This is a genomic window from Sphingobium sp. B11D3A (assembly GCF_025961695.1).
Classification (GTDB): Bacteria; Pseudomonadota; Alphaproteobacteria; order Sphingomonadales; family Sphingomonadaceae; genus Sphingobium.
This window is the reverse complement of the sequence record NZ_JAOQOE010000001.1, coordinates 2,827,477-2,844,430: the sequence shown is the minus strand read 5'-3', so window position 1 is coordinate 2,844,430 and position 16,954 is coordinate 2,827,477. Positions and strand designations below refer to the sequence as shown.

General features: G+C 64.9%; 14 protein-coding genes. 4 read left to right on the top strand and 10 right to left on the bottom strand.

From position 1 onward, the window contains the following. The first annotated feature begins 122 nt into the window (after positions 1–122). Positions 123–2,702, top strand: coding sequence for an ATP-dependent chaperone ClpB (clpB, locus tag M2332_RS13260; RefSeq protein WP_264574421.1), 2,580 nt, complete (start codon positions 123–125; stop codon positions 2,700–2,702). Positions 2,703–2,781: 79 nt separating this feature from the next. Here clpB and M2332_RS13255 read toward each other — a convergent pair whose 3' ends face one another. The 3 genes from M2332_RS13255 to xseA form a co-directional block, all read right to left on the bottom strand. Then, positions 2,782–5,769, bottom strand: coding sequence for a TonB-dependent receptor plug domain-containing protein (locus M2332_RS13255; RefSeq protein ID WP_264574420.1), 2,988 nt, complete (start codon positions 5,767–5,769; stop codon positions 2,782–2,784). A gap of 534 nt (positions 5,770–6,303) precedes the next feature. Further along, complete coding sequence (locus tag M2332_RS13250) at positions 6,304–7,215, bottom strand: M23 family metallopeptidase (RefSeq protein WP_264574419.1); 912 nt, start codon at positions 7,213–7,215, stop codon at positions 6,304–6,306. A 45-nt stretch (positions 7,216–7,260) separates the two neighbouring features. Beyond that, a complete protein-coding gene (gene xseA, locus M2332_RS13245) occupies positions 7,261–8,745 on the bottom strand; it encodes an exodeoxyribonuclease VII large subunit (protein ID WP_264574418.1) in 1,485 nt (494 codons plus the stop codon). Here xseA and purD point away from each other — a divergent pair. Beyond that, the gene (purD, locus tag M2332_RS13240) at positions 8,744–10,027 is read left to right on the top strand and encodes a phosphoribosylamine--glycine ligase (protein WP_264574417.1); all 1,284 of its coding nucleotides are present in this window, start codon (positions 8,744–8,746) and stop codon (positions 10,025–10,027) included. The two genes, xseA and purD, sit on opposite strands and share 2 nt — an antisense overlap. Positions 10,028–10,123: 96 nt before the next feature. Further along, positions 10,124–10,741, top strand: a complete 618-nt coding sequence (locus M2332_RS13235) for a glutathione S-transferase family protein (protein WP_264574416.1) — start codon at positions 10,124–10,126, stop codon at positions 10,739–10,741. Between the two features lie 21 nt (positions 10,742–10,762). Here the strand turns inward: M2332_RS13235 and M2332_RS13230 are convergent, their stop codons facing one another. Next, a complete protein-coding gene (locus M2332_RS13230; protein ID WP_264574415.1) occupies positions 10,763–12,058 on the bottom strand; it encodes a hemolysin family protein in 1,296 nt (431 codons plus the stop codon). 189 nt (positions 12,059–12,247) lie between these two features. Here M2332_RS13230 and M2332_RS13225 point away from each other — a divergent pair, with 189 nt between their 5' ends. Then, positions 12,248–12,922: an OmpA family protein gene (locus tag M2332_RS13225; protein WP_264574414.1), complete on the top strand. Its 675-nt coding sequence runs from the start codon at positions 12,248–12,250 to the stop codon at positions 12,920–12,922. A 54-nt stretch (positions 12,923–12,976) separates the two neighbouring features. On the opposite strand, the gene M2332_RS13220 is transcribed toward M2332_RS13225, so the two are convergent. The 6 genes from M2332_RS13220 to argB form a co-directional block, all read right to left on the bottom strand. Further along, entirely contained in the window at positions 12,977–13,597 is a 621-nt protein-coding gene (locus M2332_RS13220) for a MarC family protein (RefSeq protein WP_264574413.1), read from the bottom strand. Continuing rightward, entirely contained in the window at positions 13,594–14,301 is a 708-nt protein-coding gene (locus M2332_RS13215; protein WP_264574412.1) for a hypothetical protein, read from the bottom strand. Before M2332_RS13215 ends, M2332_RS13220 begins: the two co-directional genes overlap by 4 nt. After that, the gene (gene folD / locus M2332_RS13210; protein ID WP_181558672.1) at positions 14,298–15,194 is read right to left on the bottom strand and encodes a bifunctional methylenetetrahydrofolate dehydrogenase/methenyltetrahydrofolate cyclohydrolase FolD; all 897 of its coding nucleotides are present in this window, start codon (positions 15,192–15,194) and stop codon (positions 14,298–14,300) included. The genes M2332_RS13215 and folD overlap by 4 nt, the downstream gene beginning before the upstream one ends. Then, positions 15,191–15,514, bottom strand: coding sequence for a DUF167 domain-containing protein (locus M2332_RS13205; protein WP_181558671.1), 324 nt, complete (start codon positions 15,512–15,514; stop codon positions 15,191–15,193). Before M2332_RS13205 ends, folD begins: the two co-directional genes overlap by 4 nt. 13 nt (positions 15,515–15,527) lie before the next feature. Beyond that, positions 15,528–15,821, bottom strand: a complete 294-nt coding sequence (locus M2332_RS13200) for a YggT family protein (protein ID WP_181558670.1) — start codon at positions 15,819–15,821, stop codon at positions 15,528–15,530. Positions 15,822–15,931: 110 nt separating this feature from the next. After that, positions 15,932–16,846: an acetylglutamate kinase gene (gene argB / locus M2332_RS13195; RefSeq protein WP_181558669.1), complete on the bottom strand. Its 915-nt coding sequence runs from the start codon at positions 16,844–16,846 to the stop codon at positions 15,932–15,934. Between the last annotated feature and the right edge of the window lie 108 nt (positions 16,847–16,954).

The following is a 16,954-nucleotide window of genomic DNA, read 5'->3' as shown; positions in this document are numbered from 1 at the left end:
GAAGCTGGCATGGCATATTGGCAGCGGTCGATCATGCTGCCCGGATCGCGCCGGAGAAAAACGCACCGCCCTCTTGTGTTGCGAAATAGCAACACCATCTGTGGCGGGCGAAGGGAGATAGTATGAATCTCGAAAAGTTCACAGACCGGGCCAAAGGCTTCCTGCAGAGCGCACAGACTGTTGCGATCCGCATGAACCACCAGCGCATCAGTCCGGAGCATCTACTCAAGGCGCTGCTCGAGGATGAGCAGGGCATGGCCAGCGGCCTCATTAAGGCGGCGGGCGGTGATGCCGCGACCGCGCTGCGCGAGACCGACGCGGCGCTGGCCAAGGTGCCCGCCGTCAGCGGATCGGGCGCGCAGCAAACCCCGGGCCTCGACAATGACGCCGTACGCGTGCTCGATTCCGCCGAGCAGGTCGCGCAGAAGGCGGGCGACAGCTATGTCACCGTCGAGCGGCTGCTGCTCGCTCTGGCACTGGCGACGACGACCGCCGCCGGCAAGGCGCTGGCCACCGCCGGCGTGAAGGCCGAGGCGCTCAATGGGGCAATCAATGCCTTGCGCGGCGGGCGGACGGCGGACACCGCGTCCGCCGAGGACCGCTACGACGCGCTCAAGAAATTCGCCCGCGACCTCACCGAGGCCGCCCGCGATGGCAAGCTCGATCCGGTGATCGGCCGCGACGAGGAAATCCGCCGCACCATCCAGATCCTCGCTCGCCGCACCAAGAACAACCCGGTGCTGATCGGCGAACCCGGCGTCGGCAAGACCGCCATCGCCGAGGGCCTTGCGCTGCGCATCGCCAATGGCGACGTGCCCGATACGCTCAAGGACCGTACGCTGATGGCGCTCGACATGGGCAGCCTCATCGCCGGCGCGAAGTATCGCGGCGAATTCGAGGAGCGCCTCAAGGGCGTGCTCGACGAGGTGAAGGGCGCGGACGGCCAGATCATCCTCTTCGTCGACGAAATGCACACGCTGATCGGCGCGGGCAAATCCGAAGGCGCGATGGATGCCTCCAACCTGTTGAAGCCGGCCTTGGCGCGCGGCGAGTTGCACTGCATCGGCGCGACCACGCTCGATGAGTATCGCAAATATGTCGAGAAGGACCCCGCCCTCCAGCGGCGGTTCCAGCCGGTGTTCGTTGGCGAGCCGACGGTGGAGGACACCATCTCCATCCTGCGCGGCATCAAGGACAAGTACGAGACGCACCATGGCGTGCGGATCGCGGACGGGGCCATCGTCTCCGCCGCGACGCTCTCCAACCGCTACATCACCGACCGCTTCCTGCCGGACAAGGCCATCGACCTGATGGACGAGGCCGCGAGCCGCATCCGCATGGAAGTGGAATCCAAGCCCGAGGAGATCGAAAATCTCGACCGGCGGATCATGCAGCTCCAGATCGAGCGCGAGGCGCTGAAGAAGGAGACCGATCAGGCGAGCAAGGACCGGCTGGCGGCGCTGGAAGGCGACCTCGCCAATCTGGAGCAGCAATCGGCCGAACTCACCGGCCGCTGGCAGGCCGAGAAGGACAAGATCGCAGGCGAGGCCAAGCTCAAGGAACAGCTCGATGCCGCGCGCATCCAGCTGGAGCAGGCGCAGCGCACCGGCGAATATGCCAAGGCTGGCGAGCTGCAATATGGCACCATCCCCACGCTGGAGAAGCAGCTCGAAGAGGCGCAGTCCGCCTCCAAGGGCGCGATGCTGCGTGAGGAAGTGACCAGCGAGGACATCGCCAGCGTCGTCTCGCGCTGGACCGGCATTCCGGTCGACAAGATGCTGGAAGGCGAGCGCGAGAAGCTGCTGGCCATGGAGGAGGAACTGGGTCGCCGGGTGATCGGCCAGGCCGATGCGGTGAAGGCCGTCTCCACCGCCGTGCGCCGCTCACGCGCCGGCCTGCAGGACCCCAACCGTCCGCTCGGCAGCTTCCTGTTCCTCGGCCCGACGGGCGTCGGCAAGACGGAGCTGACCAAGGCGCTCGCCGAATTCCTGTTCGACGACAGCAATGCGATGGTGCGCATCGACATGAGCGAGTTCATGGAGAAGCACAGCGTCGCGCGGCTGATCGGCGCACCGCCGGGCTATGTCGGCTATGAGGAAGGCGGCGTGCTGACCGAAGCCGTCCGCCGCCGGCCCTATCAGGTCGTGCTGTTCGACGAGGTGGAGAAGGCGCATGGCGACGTGTTCAACGTGCTCCTCCAGGTGCTCGACGATGGCCGCCTGACCGATGGCCAGGGCCGCACCGTGGACTTCACCAACACGATCATCGTGCTGACCAGCAACCTCGGCAGCCAGTTCCTCACCAGCCTTGGCGACGATGAGCCGGTGGAGAAGGTCGAGGATCAGGTGATGGACGTGGTGCGTGCGCACTTCCGCCCCGAGTTCCTCAACCGGCTGGACGAGATCATCCTGTTCCACCGCCTGGGCGCGGAGCATATGGGGCCGATCGTCGACATCCAGGTCGCTCGCGTCGGCAAGCTGCTCAAGGATCGCAAGGTGACGCTCGACCTCACCGACGGCGCCCGCGCCTGGCTCGGCCGGGTGGGCTATGATCCGGTCTACGGCGCCCGCCCCTTGAAGCGCGCGGTGCAGAAATATCTGCAAGACCCGCTCGCCGACCTGATCCTGCGCGGCGAAGTGCCCGACGGCGCAACCGTGCGCGTCGATGAGGGCGATGGGGCGCTGGTGTTGACGGTGGGGTGAGGCAAGGCCGAACTTGAAAGGCAAAAGAAAAGGCCGGGAGGATGGCTCTTCCCGGCCCGTTCATGTTTGAGTTGCTAGATCAGAATACAGGACCGAGCGTGATCTTGGCACCGGCGTAGAGATAGCGACCGACGCCCGAGATCGGGTAGCTCAGCATCCCGATGTCTGGCCGGTAATCGAACAGATTGTTCACACCGGCATAGAGCTGAAACCGCTTCTCGACTTCCAGTGCAACCCGCACATCGTGTTGGAACAATGGACGATAGTAGAAGTACTTGGGATCCGTCAGGTCCGGATTGGCAGCAATCTGCTCCGTCGTGTAGCGGCGGGTCTTGCTCCAGTAGGTCAGGCCGTAGCTTGCGCTGACATTGTCAAGCTTCCAGGACAGATCCAGCGTGCCGCGCCAGCGGGGATTGTAGCGCTCCAGAATGTCGTCGTCGACATCCGCGCCCAGCGTCGGAACAAAGGTAATCTTGTCCAGATATCCGCCCGTCAGGCCAAAGCGGAACTGGCCAAGGTTACCCGGTGTGAAAACGTAGTTGACCGAGAAGTCGGCGCCTGCGGTCCGGAACGCCGCGACGTTTTCCGGGCCAATGATGAAGCCGTTCCGGCGCGCAGGATCGTTGCCATCACCCAGTACGAAGCCACTGGTCGGATCACGGAAGATGTTCTGACAGTAGACATTGTCGATCGTCGGCTGATCCACGCAGAGCTCGGCCAGTTCGGTCGGAGTCGGCGTGTTGATCGCGCCAGCGATCTTGATGTCATACCAGTCGAATGTCAGGCTGAGGCCTGGAATGAAGCTCGGCTGGAGAACGACACCGGCAGTCCACGTACGCGCAGTTTCTTCCTGCAGGTTCCGGTTGCCCCCAGTGAGACCACGACGTGACGTCGTCGCCTGCGAATCCGTCGAGGGGCTGAAAGCAGCGATTTGCCCCGGAGTCAGACCCAGTCCGGAAAGGATCGCAGAGCAGTTCGCCGCGCGGTACTGAGTGCCGTCGTTCAGACGCGTGACGTCGCAAGGATCGACGACGAAGTCGAATGTACCGCTCGGGGTACGGAACAGTTCTCCGATATTCGGTGCGCGAACTGCTTCCGAATATGTCGCACGGAAGCGGATGTCACGGATCGGAGCGTAGACACCGTCCACCTTCCAGGTGGTGGTGGTTCCAATCGTCGAATAGTCCGAATAACGGATGGCTGCGCCAAAGGACAGGGTGTCGGCCAGCGGAACATTGCTGAACACCGGAACGCTGAGCTCAGCGAACACTTCCTTGACGTTGAAAGATCCGCTGCTGGGCGCGATCGCGGCGAAGTCTCGGAACTCGCCATTCTGCACCATCTGATCGGGATCAGAACGGCTGGTTTCACGACGATACTCGCCACCGATCGCGAAACCGATCGGTCCACCCGGCAAGCTGAATACCGCTTCGGTATCGCCCGATATGTAGCCCGAGATCACTTCTTGCGATACGCGAGACTTGCTGAGGTTGTCAGCCAGGACGAAATCAAGAGCCTCCCGGCTGGCAACGCCATACCCAAGCATGTTGAGCGGCCGACAGGGGCTGTTGGCGCCCGGAGTAAACGTTGACGCCGGAGCGCCGAAGTTTTCGGGATCGATGTCACTGGTGGGATCAAGCGTAGACCGGCAAACGATGTTGTTCGTCACAGGATCGCGCACCGCATCGAGCGCCGCGAAGTAACGGTCTGAAATGAGATTGGAAGTTTGCGAGTTGCGGCTCGAAGTCCGGCCAAAAATGTATGACACGTCGTAACGCAGATTATCGGTCAACTCGCCCTCGAAGCCGGCAACGATCCGAACCGTCTCACGCTCGACGGTTTCGCCGCGCAGGCCAAAGTCGATATTGTCACGCGACAGGAGTGCGCCATCCGGCGCCGCGCCGGGACCGAAACGATCGACAAGATATGCATTATCCGGTTGCAGATATGTATAGAAGTCGAAGGAAGGCTGGGCGACCGAGTAGGAGTCCGTCTTCACGTACTTGCCTTCGGCGTAGAAGCGCAGCGCAGGCGCAAACTCATAACTGGCCAGCGCGTTCACGGCGTGACGGGTAATTTGCGGCTGCAGGTCACCGAAATATCCGGCGACCGGCGTATTGGACCCACCAACAGCGCGCGCATTGCCGCCGACCAAGGGGAGGCCGCGATCATAGGGGAGACCAGAACCGGTGAAATCGGGGATACCATCAAGATCTAGGTCGACGGCCCCGTCCGGCGCGCTGTCCGCCCACGTCAGATTGCCATAGACAATCCGGTCGTAGACGTTCGGATTATCCGGAATATCATCCTGATTGCGGAGAATTTCAGTATAGACGGAGGGATCGCCGGTAAAGCGGCGCTGCGAGCTGTGCAGACGGCCCGAATTAGAATATTCGTAAGCAACCGCAATATTGCCGCGATCGTCAGCGAAGTTCTTGCCAGCCACAGCGGAAATGAACTGCGAGCCAGCGTCACCCTTGCTGGAGACACCTGTCTGACCACGGACCGTCAGTCCTTCGAAATTCCGCTTGAGAACGAAATTGACGACGCCCGACACGCCATCTGCACCGTAGACTGCCGAAGAGCCGCCCGTCAGCACGTCGACCTTTTCGATGAGATCCTGCGGGATCGAGTTGATGTCGACCGCTGCAGAGTTAGGAAGACCCGCAACATGGCGCTTGCCGTTCACCAGAACGAGTGTGCGGTTGGTACCGAGATTACGCAGATCGAGCAGGTTCGCGCCAGTCGTGCCGAAGCCCGAGTCAGCACCGCCCGATAGCGAAGAACCGATCGAGGCGGTTAGCGCAGGATTGCGCAGGAGTACGTCTGCAACGTTAATCTGCCCAGTACGCTCGATGGCTTCCGCCGTCACGGCCACAATCGGGTTGGCAACTTCGAGTTCAGGCCGCGCAATGCGCGAACCGGTAACGACGATCACCTCACCATCCTCGGCGGCATCCGCGTTCTGCGGTTCCTGCGCATGTGCGGCGGAGCTCAGCATGGCGAGGCCGAGGACGGCAGGTGCAGCTGCCAGCTTCAGCAATGTTTGCGATGTTGTTTTCTTCACGATCCAGTCCCTTGCTCTGGAATTTGCGAACTGCGGCCGGGAATATCCGGCCGCACGAAACGCGGGGATCGTGCGTCGCCCTCTCGGTCTCCCGACGACAACACGCGTGGCCCCTGCGCTATATGGCCGTGAAACTGTGCGGATTGGTTAAAGGTGTAAAGCGCAGGTGCAGCATGAAGGGGCTATTTTCCCGTACATGTCACATTCATGCAACAAAATCGCCGATCCGGGTGCCTCCGGCCCCTGCGGTCCGCTGTAACAATATTAGCGGCGATCTACACAGCACGACACAAATCGTCCCGAACCGCAGTTTCCCTAGAAACTATTTGTTAATCTTCTCACACCGCAGCTCGAATCAACATGGAATTCGTGGCGAAATCGGAGCGACCCACGGGGTAGCTTTCCGTAGCGTCCGATGCTCAAAGGGGGCATTTTCAGACCGCCGCACCCGCCACTGTGGCCTTGGCACATCGTGCTGCAATGCAGCAAATGAGACCGACAGCCGGACGCTACGGCATCCAGCCTGATTGTCGATCAGCGAGCCGCTTGGCCCTGTACCAGCGGTAACGGATCAATCCGCGCATCGTTCCACTTCATGCTCCAGTGCAGATGCGGACCTGTCACGCGGCCCGTCGCGCCGATCTCGCCGAGCGGCTGGCCCTGGCGCACCACATCGCCTTCCTTCACCAGCAGCCGATCGCTGTGCAGGAAGGCGCTGTTGAGGCCCATGCCGTGATCGATGATGAGCAGCTTGCCTTCCAGCGTGAACGGCGCTTCGCTGGCGAGCACGACAACGCCGTCCGCCGGCGCGACATAGACAGTGCCCTGCCCACCGGCGAGATCGAGCCCGCTATGGTAGCTGCCCGGCGTGCCCCGATAGATGCGCTGCGAGCCGAACACGCCGGAAATGCGCGCCTTCACCGGCCAGATGAATGTCTGCCGCCAGCCATTGCTCAGTTGCGGATCTCCCCGCGCGGCAACGATGCGCGCCAGTTCGCCCGCCCGCCGTTGCTGGAATTCCTCGCTGGTGGCGCTCCCCGTGATCGAGGCATTGACGTTCTGGATCTTCCAGTCGCCGCGCGCGATCGTCAGCACGCGCCGTTGCTTGCGCCCATCGCGCCCGGTCGCTTCCAGCGTCATGGTGGCGGGAGCATCGCGGTCCAGCCCGATGATGAAGTTTCCCTCGGCGTCCACGGCCACCGGCACGCCATCGAGCGTAAGACCCAGCGTGCCGACGGGGACGAGACCGCGCAGCAGTGCCCCTTGCCGGGGCGTGCCGCGAACCTGCAACGTCGCCGGCCCTTGGGGCAGTGCGAGATCGGGCACGTCCTCGATGGGCAGCGCGCTGGCTTCCGGCGGCGGCGGCGGGACGGTCGAACAGCCGGCCAGTGCGGCGAGCAGACCTCCCGCCAGAACAGAACGAGAGCGGAAGCGGAAAACTGTCATGCCGCACTCATGGCCGCGCGGCTGGCGCGAGGCAAGGGCGCGCCGTCAGTCGAACAGGTCGGTCTGCCGCGCTGGCGTCGCGGAAGGGGCGGCCTTGCGCGCCGGCCGGGGCGCCGGCGGCGGAGAGTCGCCGCCGACAGCAGCGGGCTGCGTCAGTGCGGTCACCTCATCCTGCTCGAACTTGAGCGTCACCCGCCCCGCCGCGCGCGCCTCCTCGGCGGAGCGCACCAGCCGGCCTTGCGCCATCACGCGCGCGAAGCCACGCTTGAGCGGCGCATCGGGATTGAGCGACTGGGCCAGCCGCCACAGCCCATCCAGCTGCCGCCGCGCGTCGCCCAGCCGGCGCTCGAGCACGAGGGGCGAGAGCCGGACGTTGGCAAGCTTCTGCCGCTCCCGCGCGAGGTGGCTCTGCAGCAACGCGGGCCGCAATGCGCCGGATGCATCCGCCAGCTCGTGGCGCGCCCGGCTCACCCGGTGGGAAAGGCCCCGCCGCAGCCGGTCGCCGAGATCGTCCGCGCGCTGGCGGGCCTGGGCCAGCAGCACGTCCGGGCGCGGGAGGAGCCGCCGCTGCGCTTCCAATCGCTCGCGGCTGCGGTCCAGGCCGCGCGCCACGCAGCGCTGCATCCGGGCGCGTAGCTCGGCGACCTGCACGGCGAGGTCGGCGCGGACCGGCACGGCCATCTCCGCAGCAGCGGTGGGCGTCGGCGCGCGGAGATCGGCAGCGAAATCGCACAAGGTCGTATCCGTCTCATGGCCCACGGCGGAAATGACGGGAATCGGTGACTCCGCCACCGCCCGCACCACGACTTCCTCGTTGAACGACCACAAATCCTCAATCGAGCCGCCACCGCGCGCCACGATCAGCACGTCGGGGCGCGGAATCGGGCCATCGGCCGGCAACGCGCCGAAGCCACGCACCGCCGCTGCCACCTGTGCCGCTGCGCCCTCCCCCTGCACCAGCACGGGCCAGAGCAGTACGCGGCTCGGAAAGCGATCGGCAAGCCGGTGGAGAATGTCGCGAATCACTGCGCCGGTGGGCGAGGTCACCACGCCGATCACATCGGGCAGCATCGGGATTGGCCGGCGCTTGGCGGGATCGAACAGTCCTTCGGCGGACAAGCGTGCCTTGAGTTTCTCGAAGAGCTGCATCAGTGCGCCCTCGCCGGCCAGCTCCATGCTCTCGATGACGATCTGATATTTGGAGCGTCCGGGATAAGTCGTGACCTTGCCGGTGACGATCACGTCCAGCCCATCCTCGGGCCGGAAGGCGAGCCGGCCCGCCGTGCCTTTCCACATCACCCCGTCGATCACCGCCGCATCGTCCTTGAGGCAGCAATAGACATGGCCGGAGGCGGCCCGCTTGAAGCCCGAAATTTCGCCGCGCAGGCGCACGAAGCCGAAGCGGTCCTCCACCGTGCGCTTGAGCTGGGCGGACAGTTCGGAAATGCTGAGCGCGGTCAGATTGTCCCCCGCGCGCTCCTGCGCTAACAGGCGGCCGGACGCATCCTCACTGACGGAAAAATCGCTCATGAATATCCTTTTGCTCGGCGGTGGCGGGCGCGAACATGCCCTCGCCTGGAAGCTGGCGCAATCGCCGCTCTGCATCGGCCTGTTCGCCGCACCGGGCAATCCCGGCATAGCCGAGGCGGCGCGCCTGGTCGATATCGACCTTGCCGATCATGCCGCCGTGATCGATTTTTGCCGCGCTAACAGCATTGCCCTCGTGGTCGTCGGCCCGGAGGCTCCGCTGGTGGACGGCATTGCCGACAGCCTGCGCGCCGTCGACATCCCGGTGTTTGGACCGAGCGCCGCTGCCGCCCAGCTTGAAGGCTCCAAGGGCTTCACCAAGGATCTCTGCCGCGATGCCGCCATTCCAACGGCCGGCTATGTCCGCTGCACCAGCGCCGAGATGGCGCTGGCGGCGCTGAGCGACTTCAGCCTGCCGGTGGTGGTGAAGGCCGATGGGCTCGCCGCCGGCAAGGGCGTCATCATCGCGCAGACGCGCGCAGAGGCCGAAGAGGCGATCCGCGACATGTTCGGCGGCAGCTTCGGCGCATCGGGCGCGGAAGTGGTGCTGGAAGAATTTATGGAAGGCGAGGAAGCCAGCTTCTTCGCCCTCACCGATGGCACGCATGTCGTCGCCTTCGGCTCGGCGCAGGATCACAAGCGAGTGGGTGAAGGCGATACCGGCCCCAATACCGGCGGCATGGGCGCCTATAGTCCGGCCTCGGTGCTCACACCTGCCCTGCAGGATGCCGTGATGGACCAGATCATCCGCCCGACGGTGACGACGCTGGCCGCGCGCGGCACGCCTTATTCCGGTGTGCTGTTCGCGGGGCTGATGCTCACCACGGACGGCCCCAAGCTCATTGAATATAATTGCCGCTTTGGCGACCCGGAATGCCAGGTGCTGATGATGCGGCTGACCAGCGATCTCGTCGCGCTGCTGCTCTCCGTCGCGCAAGGGACGCTCGACGAGGCCAGCGGCCCCAGCTTCGCGCCCGACCCGGCGCTCACCGTGGTTCTGGCCGCGAAGGGCTATCCCGGCACGCCCGAGAAAGGCGCGCCCATCGCGCTTCCGACGGCACCCGATGGTGCCAAGATCTTCCACGCCGGTACGACGCTCAAGGACGGGCAACTCGTGGCCAGCGGCGGCCGCGTGCTGAACGTCACCGCGCGCGGGGCCACGGTCACACAGGCACGCGACGCCGCTTATGCGCTGGTCGATCAGGTCGATTTCCCCGGCGGCTTCTGCCGGCGCGACCTCGGATGGCGGGAAATCGCGCGGGAAGCCGGCAGCGCAGCGGACTAATCGCCTGACCCATAGACCACGGCCCCTTGCCTTGACTCTGCCCCTTGCCATCAGGGACAAGGGCGCGGGGGATCAATCATTTGCAAGGGCACGCCTATGATCGTCCACCATCTCAACAATTCCCGCTCGCAGCGCATCCTGTGGATGCTGGAGGAGTTGGGGCTGCCCTATGAATTGCGCCGTTATGAGCGCGATCCCGAAACGATGTTTGCGCCCGCTGCGCTCAAGGCGGTGCATCCGCTCGGCAAGTCGCCGGTGCTGGAAGACGAGGGCCGCGCGCTGATCGAGAGCGGCGCGATCGTGGAGTATCTGGTGGAGAAATCCGGCCAGTTCGGGCCGCCCGATGACGCTGACGGTAAGCTGCAATACCGCATGTTCCTGCATTATGCGGAAGGATCGATGATGCCGCCGCTGCTGCTCAAGCTCGTGCTCTCCCGCATTCCGCTGGTCGGCAAGGTCGCCGTCAAGCGCATCCAGCCGATGATCGACGTGCATCTCGATTATGTCGAAGCCGAGCTGAGTCGGCGTCCGTGGTTTGCCGGCAACCAGATCAGCGGCGCTGATGTGATGATGAGCTTTCCGCTGGAGGCCGCGCGCAGCCGGGGCGGGCTGGACGAGAGCCGTCCCGCGACCATCGCCTGGCTGGACCGGGTGCAGTCACGGCCTGCCTATCAGCGCGCGCTGGAGGCGGGCGGGCCTTATGCCTATGCCTGAGCGAACGCCCGCGCGTGCGGCTTAATCTTCCGCGCTGACCAGCAGCTTGTCGATCTTGCGCCCGTCCATATCGACGATCTCGAACCGCCAGCCCTGCTCGCTGAAATGCTCGCCCTCTTCGGGCAGGTGGCGCAGCACGGCCAGCGCAAAGCCGGCAACGGTCGCGTAGTCGCGGTCTTCGGAGAGATCGAGGTCGATGCGCTCGGCCAGCGCGTCGATGGCCATCTGGCCGGAGACGAGCAGGCTGCCATCCTCCCGCTCCGTGACCATCGGCTGGGTGTAAAGATCGCTGTCCGACGCGAACTCGCCAGCGATGGCGGACATGAGGTCTGCCGGGGTCACAATGCCTTCGAAATGGCCATATTCGTCATGCACCATCACCATGGGGGCGTCGGCCTCCCGCAGGCGATTGAGGGCGTCCATGGCATCCACCTGATCGGGCACGATGGAAACGGGGCGCATCAGTACCCGCAGGTCCAGCGCCTCTCCCCGGAACAGCGCGGCCATCACGTCACGCGCCTGCACGACGCCGATAATGTCCTCCACGCTGCCCTGCGCCACCGGCAGGCGGGTGTGCGGGGTGGCGAGCAGCTTCTCGCGCAATTGCTCGGCGCTGGCATCGGCATCCAGCCAGTCGACATCGCGGCGCGGCGTCATCACTTCACGCACCGGCCGGTCGGCCAGTCGCACCACGCCGGAAATGATCGCGCGCTCGCTTTCCTCGATCACGCCGTGCCGGCTGGCTTCCGCCACGATGAGCTGCAGTTCCTCCGCGGTCACATGGTCCGAGCCTTCGCGCTTGAGGCGCATCAGCTTGAAGATGACCTCGCTGGACTGATCCAGCACCCACACGATCGGCGCGGCGACCCGCGCCAGCATGATCATGAACGGCGCGACGAAACAGGCCAACGGCTCGGGATTGCGCAGCGCAAGCTGCTTGGGCACCAGCTCGCCGATGATCAGCGAGACATAGGTCGTCGCGACGATCGCAACGCCAAAACCGGTGTTCTGGGCCAGGTTCGCGGACATGCCCAGATAGGCGAAGATCGCGCCCAGCGGGCCACCGAGTTTATCGCCCGAATAGGCACCGGCGAGAATACCGATAAGCGTGATGCCGATCTGGACGGTGGACAGGAAGCGGCCCGGCTCAGCGCTGAGGCCCAGCGCGGCCCGTGCCCCATGCTTGCCATTGCGGGTCATGGCCTCCAGCCGTGGCCGGCGTGCCGAGACAATGGCCAGTTCGGACATGGCAAAGACGCCGTTGAGCGCAATCAGCGCGAGGACGATGGCGGCATCGAGCCAGGGAAAAGGCGGCATGGTCTCTTCTAAAGGGGGTTGTTGGCTGAAAGCTTAGCGGCTTTCGCTACGGAAAGCCACTTGCAACATTGCCGGGCAACATCGCAGGCCGGCAAGAGTTCCCTCGTTCAGGAACTAATCAGGTTCCCGCGCCGTTAATGGCTGGGTTCCCGCGTAACAGCGTGGGAGGCCAGACTTGAGGAGATAATCATGAGCCTTCGCAGCCATTCCCCCTTCGCGCTTGCCGGTACCGCTTTGGCGGCGCTGGCCCTCTCCGGCTGTGTGACCGATCCCGAAACCGGCAATCGGACCATTTCGAAGGCCGCCATCGGCGGCGTCGGTGGCGCGCTCGGCGGCTATCTGCTCGGCGACATTTTGGGCGGCCGCAACGACCGCACGGAGAAGATCGTCGGCGCGGGCATTGGTGCCGTGGCCGGCGCGGGCGTCGGCGCTTATATGGATGCGCAGGAGAGGAAGCTGCGCCAGCAGACCGCCGGCACCGGCGTCGATGTCGTTCGTCAGGGCGATGAATTGCTGCTCCGCATGCCGTCCGGCATCACCTTCGCGACCGATCAAGCCACGGTGCAGCCGCAGGCACAGTCCACGCTGGATCAGGTGGCCTCGACCCTTGCGGAATATCCCAAGACGATGATCGACGTGCTGGGTCACACCGATTCCGACGGCAGCGAGGCCTATAATCAGGCACTCTCCGAGCGTCGCGCGCAGGCCGTGGCCAATTATCTTGGACGTCGCGGCGTCGATCCGGTCCGCATGGCGACGATGGGCTATGGCGAGACGCGCCCGGTCGCCAGTAACGAAACCGCTGACGGCAAGGCGCAGAACCGCCGCGTGGAAATCAAGATCGTGCCCGCCGTCGCGAGCTGAACGGTATGATGGGAAGGGTCGGGGAGCCGTCTCTCCGGCCCCTTACCTCTCAAATCAGAGAATGCTCTGGCGCAATCCGTCGATCACGAACTGGACCGCAAGCGCCGCGAGAATCACACCCAGCAAGCGGGTAATGACCGCCTCCACCTGACCGCCGAACACCCGCATGATCGGGCCGACCGCCAGGAGCGCTGCCAGCATCAGCAGCAGATTGGCCGCGAGCGCGAAGAGCACGATCGCCGTCTCCTGCGGACCCGTCGCCCGCGCCATCAACAGCATGATCGTCGCGATCGACCCCGGCCCGGCGATCATCGGCATCGCCATAGGGAAGATGGCGACATCCTCGATTTCCGGCGTTTCCTTGATCTTCTGCGCGCGGTCTTCGCGTCGCCGCGTCCGCGTCTCGAACACCATGTCCATGGCGATGAAGAACAGCATGATGCCGCCCGCGATGCGGAACGCCTCCAGCGTGATGCCGAGGGTGCGCAGGAACGCTTCTCCCGCCAGCGCGAAGGCGAGCAGGATGCAGGCCGCCACGATCACCGCGCGCACCGCCATGCTGCGACGCTGGGCGCCGCTCGCGCCCATGGTGAGGCTGCTGAAGATCGGCGCCGTGCCCGGCGGGTCGATGACGACGAACAGCGTGATGAACGCCGCGAGGAAGAGCTCCATCATCGCGGGCGCTCCGCCACCGTCTCTTGAATGACCCGCTCCTCACCGGCACCGCGACGCAGGAAGACCTCCAGCGTCCGCACATCGCCGCTCACCGCCCATGTCCAGCGCAGCGACCCGTCCTCGGACTGCGCCGACCCGCTGGCCGGCGGCGGGTCCGGCAGGCGCACGATATCGCGATCGCGCCGCTCCGGCCGCTCATCCCGCCGCGCGCAATCGGCGACGGAGGCCTTGATCATGCCGTCCGCCTCGCCGCTCCATGGCGTGTCGCTGGTGGCCGTCATCACCCACTTATAATCACCCTTGCGCTGCTGGCGCCAAAGCGTGACGAACCGCGCCGCTTGCCCGTTCGCCCGCTCCAGCGACCCGGTCGCGGCGGCATAGCTGCCATCGCAGGCGATGAAAATCTGCTGCGGGCTCCAGCGCACCGGCTGGGCGGGGTCCGATTGCTGCTTGAGCCAAGCCTGCGCATTGAGCGGGCCGGGCGCGAAGATCACGGCGTCCTTGTCGGCCAGCTTGCGCAGCGCCGTCCATTGCCCCTCCTCGCGCGCCTGGCGGGCCATGCCCAGTTCGGCAGCGACGATGGCGCTGGGATTGGCCGTGCCGACGCCGACGCTCGGCATCATCTGGCGCTGACTTTGCGCAGGACCAGCCGCCACGCCCAAGGAGAGCGTGGCGAGCAAGGCAAAGGCAGCGCGGCGGATCAAAGGCCCTTGGGTGCGGGCAGACCCGCGCGAACGTGCGCGGCGACCAAAGTGTTGCGCAACAGCACCGCGATGGTCATCGGACCGACGCCACCCGGCACGGGCGTAATCGCCGCGACATGGTTGATCGCCTCGGCGGTGGCGACGTCACCGACGATCTTGCTCTTGCCGTCCTCATCGCCCTTCACGCGATTGATGCCCACGTCGATGACCACAGCGCCCGGCTTGATCCAGCTGCCCTTGACCATTTCCGGCCGGCCGACCGCCGCAACCACGATGTCCGCGCGGTGGACCACGCCGGCCAGATCATGCGTGCGGCTGTGCGCCACGGTCACGGTGCAGCTTTCGGCCAGCAGCAGCTGCATCATCGGCTTACCGACGATGTTCGAGCGGCCGATGACAACCGCTTCCTTGCCGGAGAGGTCGCCCAGCTCGTCCTTGAGCAGCATCAGGCAGCCAAGCGGCGTGCAGGGCACCAGCGCGGTGGGATCGCCCACCGCCAGCTTGCCGGCATTGACGACATGGAAGCCATCGACATCCTTGGCGGGATCGATGGTGGCGATCACCGCCTTGTCATCGAGATGGGCAGGCAGCGGCAGCTGGACGAGAATGCCGTCCACGCTATCATCGGCGTTCAGCTCTTCGACCAGCTCGATCAGCTCTTCCTGGCTGATCGTCGCGGGGCGCTTGAACTCAAGGCTGTTCATGCCGATTTCGACCGTCGCCTTGCCCTTGGAGCGGACATAGACGCTGCTCGCCGGGTCTTCACCGACAAGCACCACCGCGAGGCCCGGCTTGCGCCCGGTCTTCTCCACGAAAGCGGGGACTGCCTCAGCCATCCGCCCGCGTAGCTTCGCCGCGAATGCCTTGCCGTCGATTTCCTTGCCCAAACTCATGTCGCGCTTCGCTCCTTCTCAGCGATCTCTCTCAAAGACTGTTCCGTGTGCGGATCAGCACCCGCAATGCGCAGGCGCTTTAGCCGGTTGGTATCCCCTGTCTCCAGCAAAATCGACGATCCGGGCACGCGCAGATGTCGGGCGAGCAGCGTCAGCAGGGCGGCATTGGCCTTGCCCTTGTCCGGCGGCGCGGTGACGCTGGCCTGCAACCAGCGCTGCCCGGCGGCATCCGTGAACGTCCCGCCAACACGCGCGCGCGCAGCCTTGGGCGTCAGGCGAATCGCCAGCAGCAGGTCTGCGCCGTCACGACGAAGCGGCACGGCGCACGTCCGCTCAGAGCAGCAGGCTTGCCAGCGCGGTCAGGCCCGGCCCCTGCAGGATGATGATGATGATGAGCACGACCATCGGCGAGAGATCGAGCGCGCCGAGATCCGGCATGATCCGGCGGATGGGCCGATAGAGCGGCTCGGTCAGCCGGTCCAGCGCGACCCAGATGCTGCGCACGATATCATTGCTGGTGTTGATCACGTTGAACGCGATCAGCCAGCTCAATATGGCCTGAACGATGATGATCCACCAGGCGACATTCAGCAGGATCGCCAAGGTCTGGATAAGGGCAACGGCCATGGTTCGTCCTGTGGTGGAAGGTTGAAAAGAGTCTAGCCCAGCGGGCCTAGCGGCTGCAAGTTGCTTGAGGGCGGTAATTTTCTACCGCCATAGCCCCCGCGCGCCGCGCGTTACAGATGCACCAACGTGCCGGCGCCCTGGCGGGTAAACACCTCCAGCAGCATGACATGCGGAATGCGACCATCCAGAATGACCGCCGCTTCCACGCCGCCCTCGACAGCCTTCACGCAGGTTTCCACCTTGGGAATCATGCCGCCGGAAATCGTGCCATCCTCGACCAGACCGCCGATCTTCGCCGGGGTCAGATCGCTCAGCAGATCCTTGTCCTTGTTCAGCACGCCCGCCACGTCAGTGAGCAGGAAGAAGCGCTTGGCGCCGAGTTCAGCGGCAATCGCACCCGCCATCGTATCGGCATTCACATTATAGGTGTGCCCGTCGGCGCCAATGCCGACCGGCGCGACCACCGGAATGATGCCGTCGCGCGAGAGACTGTCGAGAATGCGCCGGTCGACCTTCACGGGGTCGCCGACGAAGCCCAGATCGACATTGCGCTCGATGCCGCTGTTCGGGTCCGGCTCGCGCTTTCCGCCGACCTTCTCGCACAGCACCAGACCGCCATCCTTGCCGGAAATGCCGACCGCGCGGCCACCTGCCTGGGCGATCCAGCCGACGATCTCCTTGTTGATCGATCCGGCGAGGACCATCTCGGCGATCTTCGCGGTTTCCTCATCGGTCACGCGCAGGCCGTTCACGAACTTGCTCTCGACGCCCAGTTTCTTGAGCATCGCGCCGATCTGCGGCCCGCCGCCATGGACGACCACGACGTTGATGCCGACCATCTTCATCAGCACGACATCCTCGGCGAAATCGCGCGCGGCTTCCGGGTCGCCCATGGCATGGCCGCCATATTTCACGACGAACGTCTCGCCGGCATAACGCTGCATATAGGGCAGCGCCTCGGTAAGGGTCTCGGCCTTGGCCAGCAGGGCGGGATCGGGTGCGTGATCGGTCATGCGCGGGCGCATAAGGCTTTGCGGCCCGCGCTGCAAGAATGGAGGGATCTGGAATCCCTTACCTCCCCGTTCGCCCTGAGCTTGTCGAAGGGCCGTGCTACTTCTTTCCCTCCCTAAAGA

Bases quoted from the DNA above. Each gene is read 5' to 3' on its own strand.
- clpB (WP_264574421.1), top strand. From the start codon at position 123: ATGAATCTCGAAAAGTTCACAGACCGGGCCAAAGGCTTCCTGCAGAGC.
- M2332_RS13250 (WP_264574419.1), bottom strand. From the start codon at position 7,215: ATGACAGTTTTCCGCTTCCGCTCTCGTTCTGTTCTGGCGGGAGGTCTG.
- purD (WP_264574417.1), top strand. From the start codon at position 8,744: ATGAATATCCTTTTGCTCGGCGGTGGCGGGCGCGAACATGCCCTCGCC.
- xseA (WP_264574418.1), bottom strand. From the start codon at position 8,745: ATGAGCGATTTTTCCGTCAGTGAGGATGCGTCCGGCCGCCTGTTAGCG.
- M2332_RS13235 (WP_264574416.1), top strand. From the start codon at position 10,124: ATGATCGTCCACCATCTCAACAATTCCCGCTCGCAGCGCATCCTGTGG.
- M2332_RS13230 (WP_264574415.1), bottom strand. From the start codon at position 12,058: ATGCCGCCTTTTCCCTGGCTCGATGCCGCCATCGTCCTCGCGCTGATT.
- M2332_RS13225 (WP_264574414.1), top strand. From the start codon at position 12,248: ATGAGCCTTCGCAGCCATTCCCCCTTCGCGCTTGCCGGTACCGCTTTG.
- M2332_RS13220 (WP_264574413.1), bottom strand. From the start codon at position 13,597: ATGATGGAGCTCTTCCTCGCGGCGTTCATCACGCTGTTCGTCGTCATC.
- folD (WP_181558672.1), bottom strand. From the start codon at position 15,194: ATGAGTTTGGGCAAGGAAATCGACGGCAAGGCATTCGCGGCGAAGCTA.
- M2332_RS13200 (WP_181558670.1), bottom strand. From the start codon at position 15,821: ATGGCCGTTGCCCTTATCCAGACCTTGGCGATCCTGCTGAATGTCGCC.
- argB (WP_181558669.1), bottom strand. From the start codon at position 16,846: ATGCGCCCGCGCATGACCGATCACGCACCCGATCCCGCCCTGCTGGCC.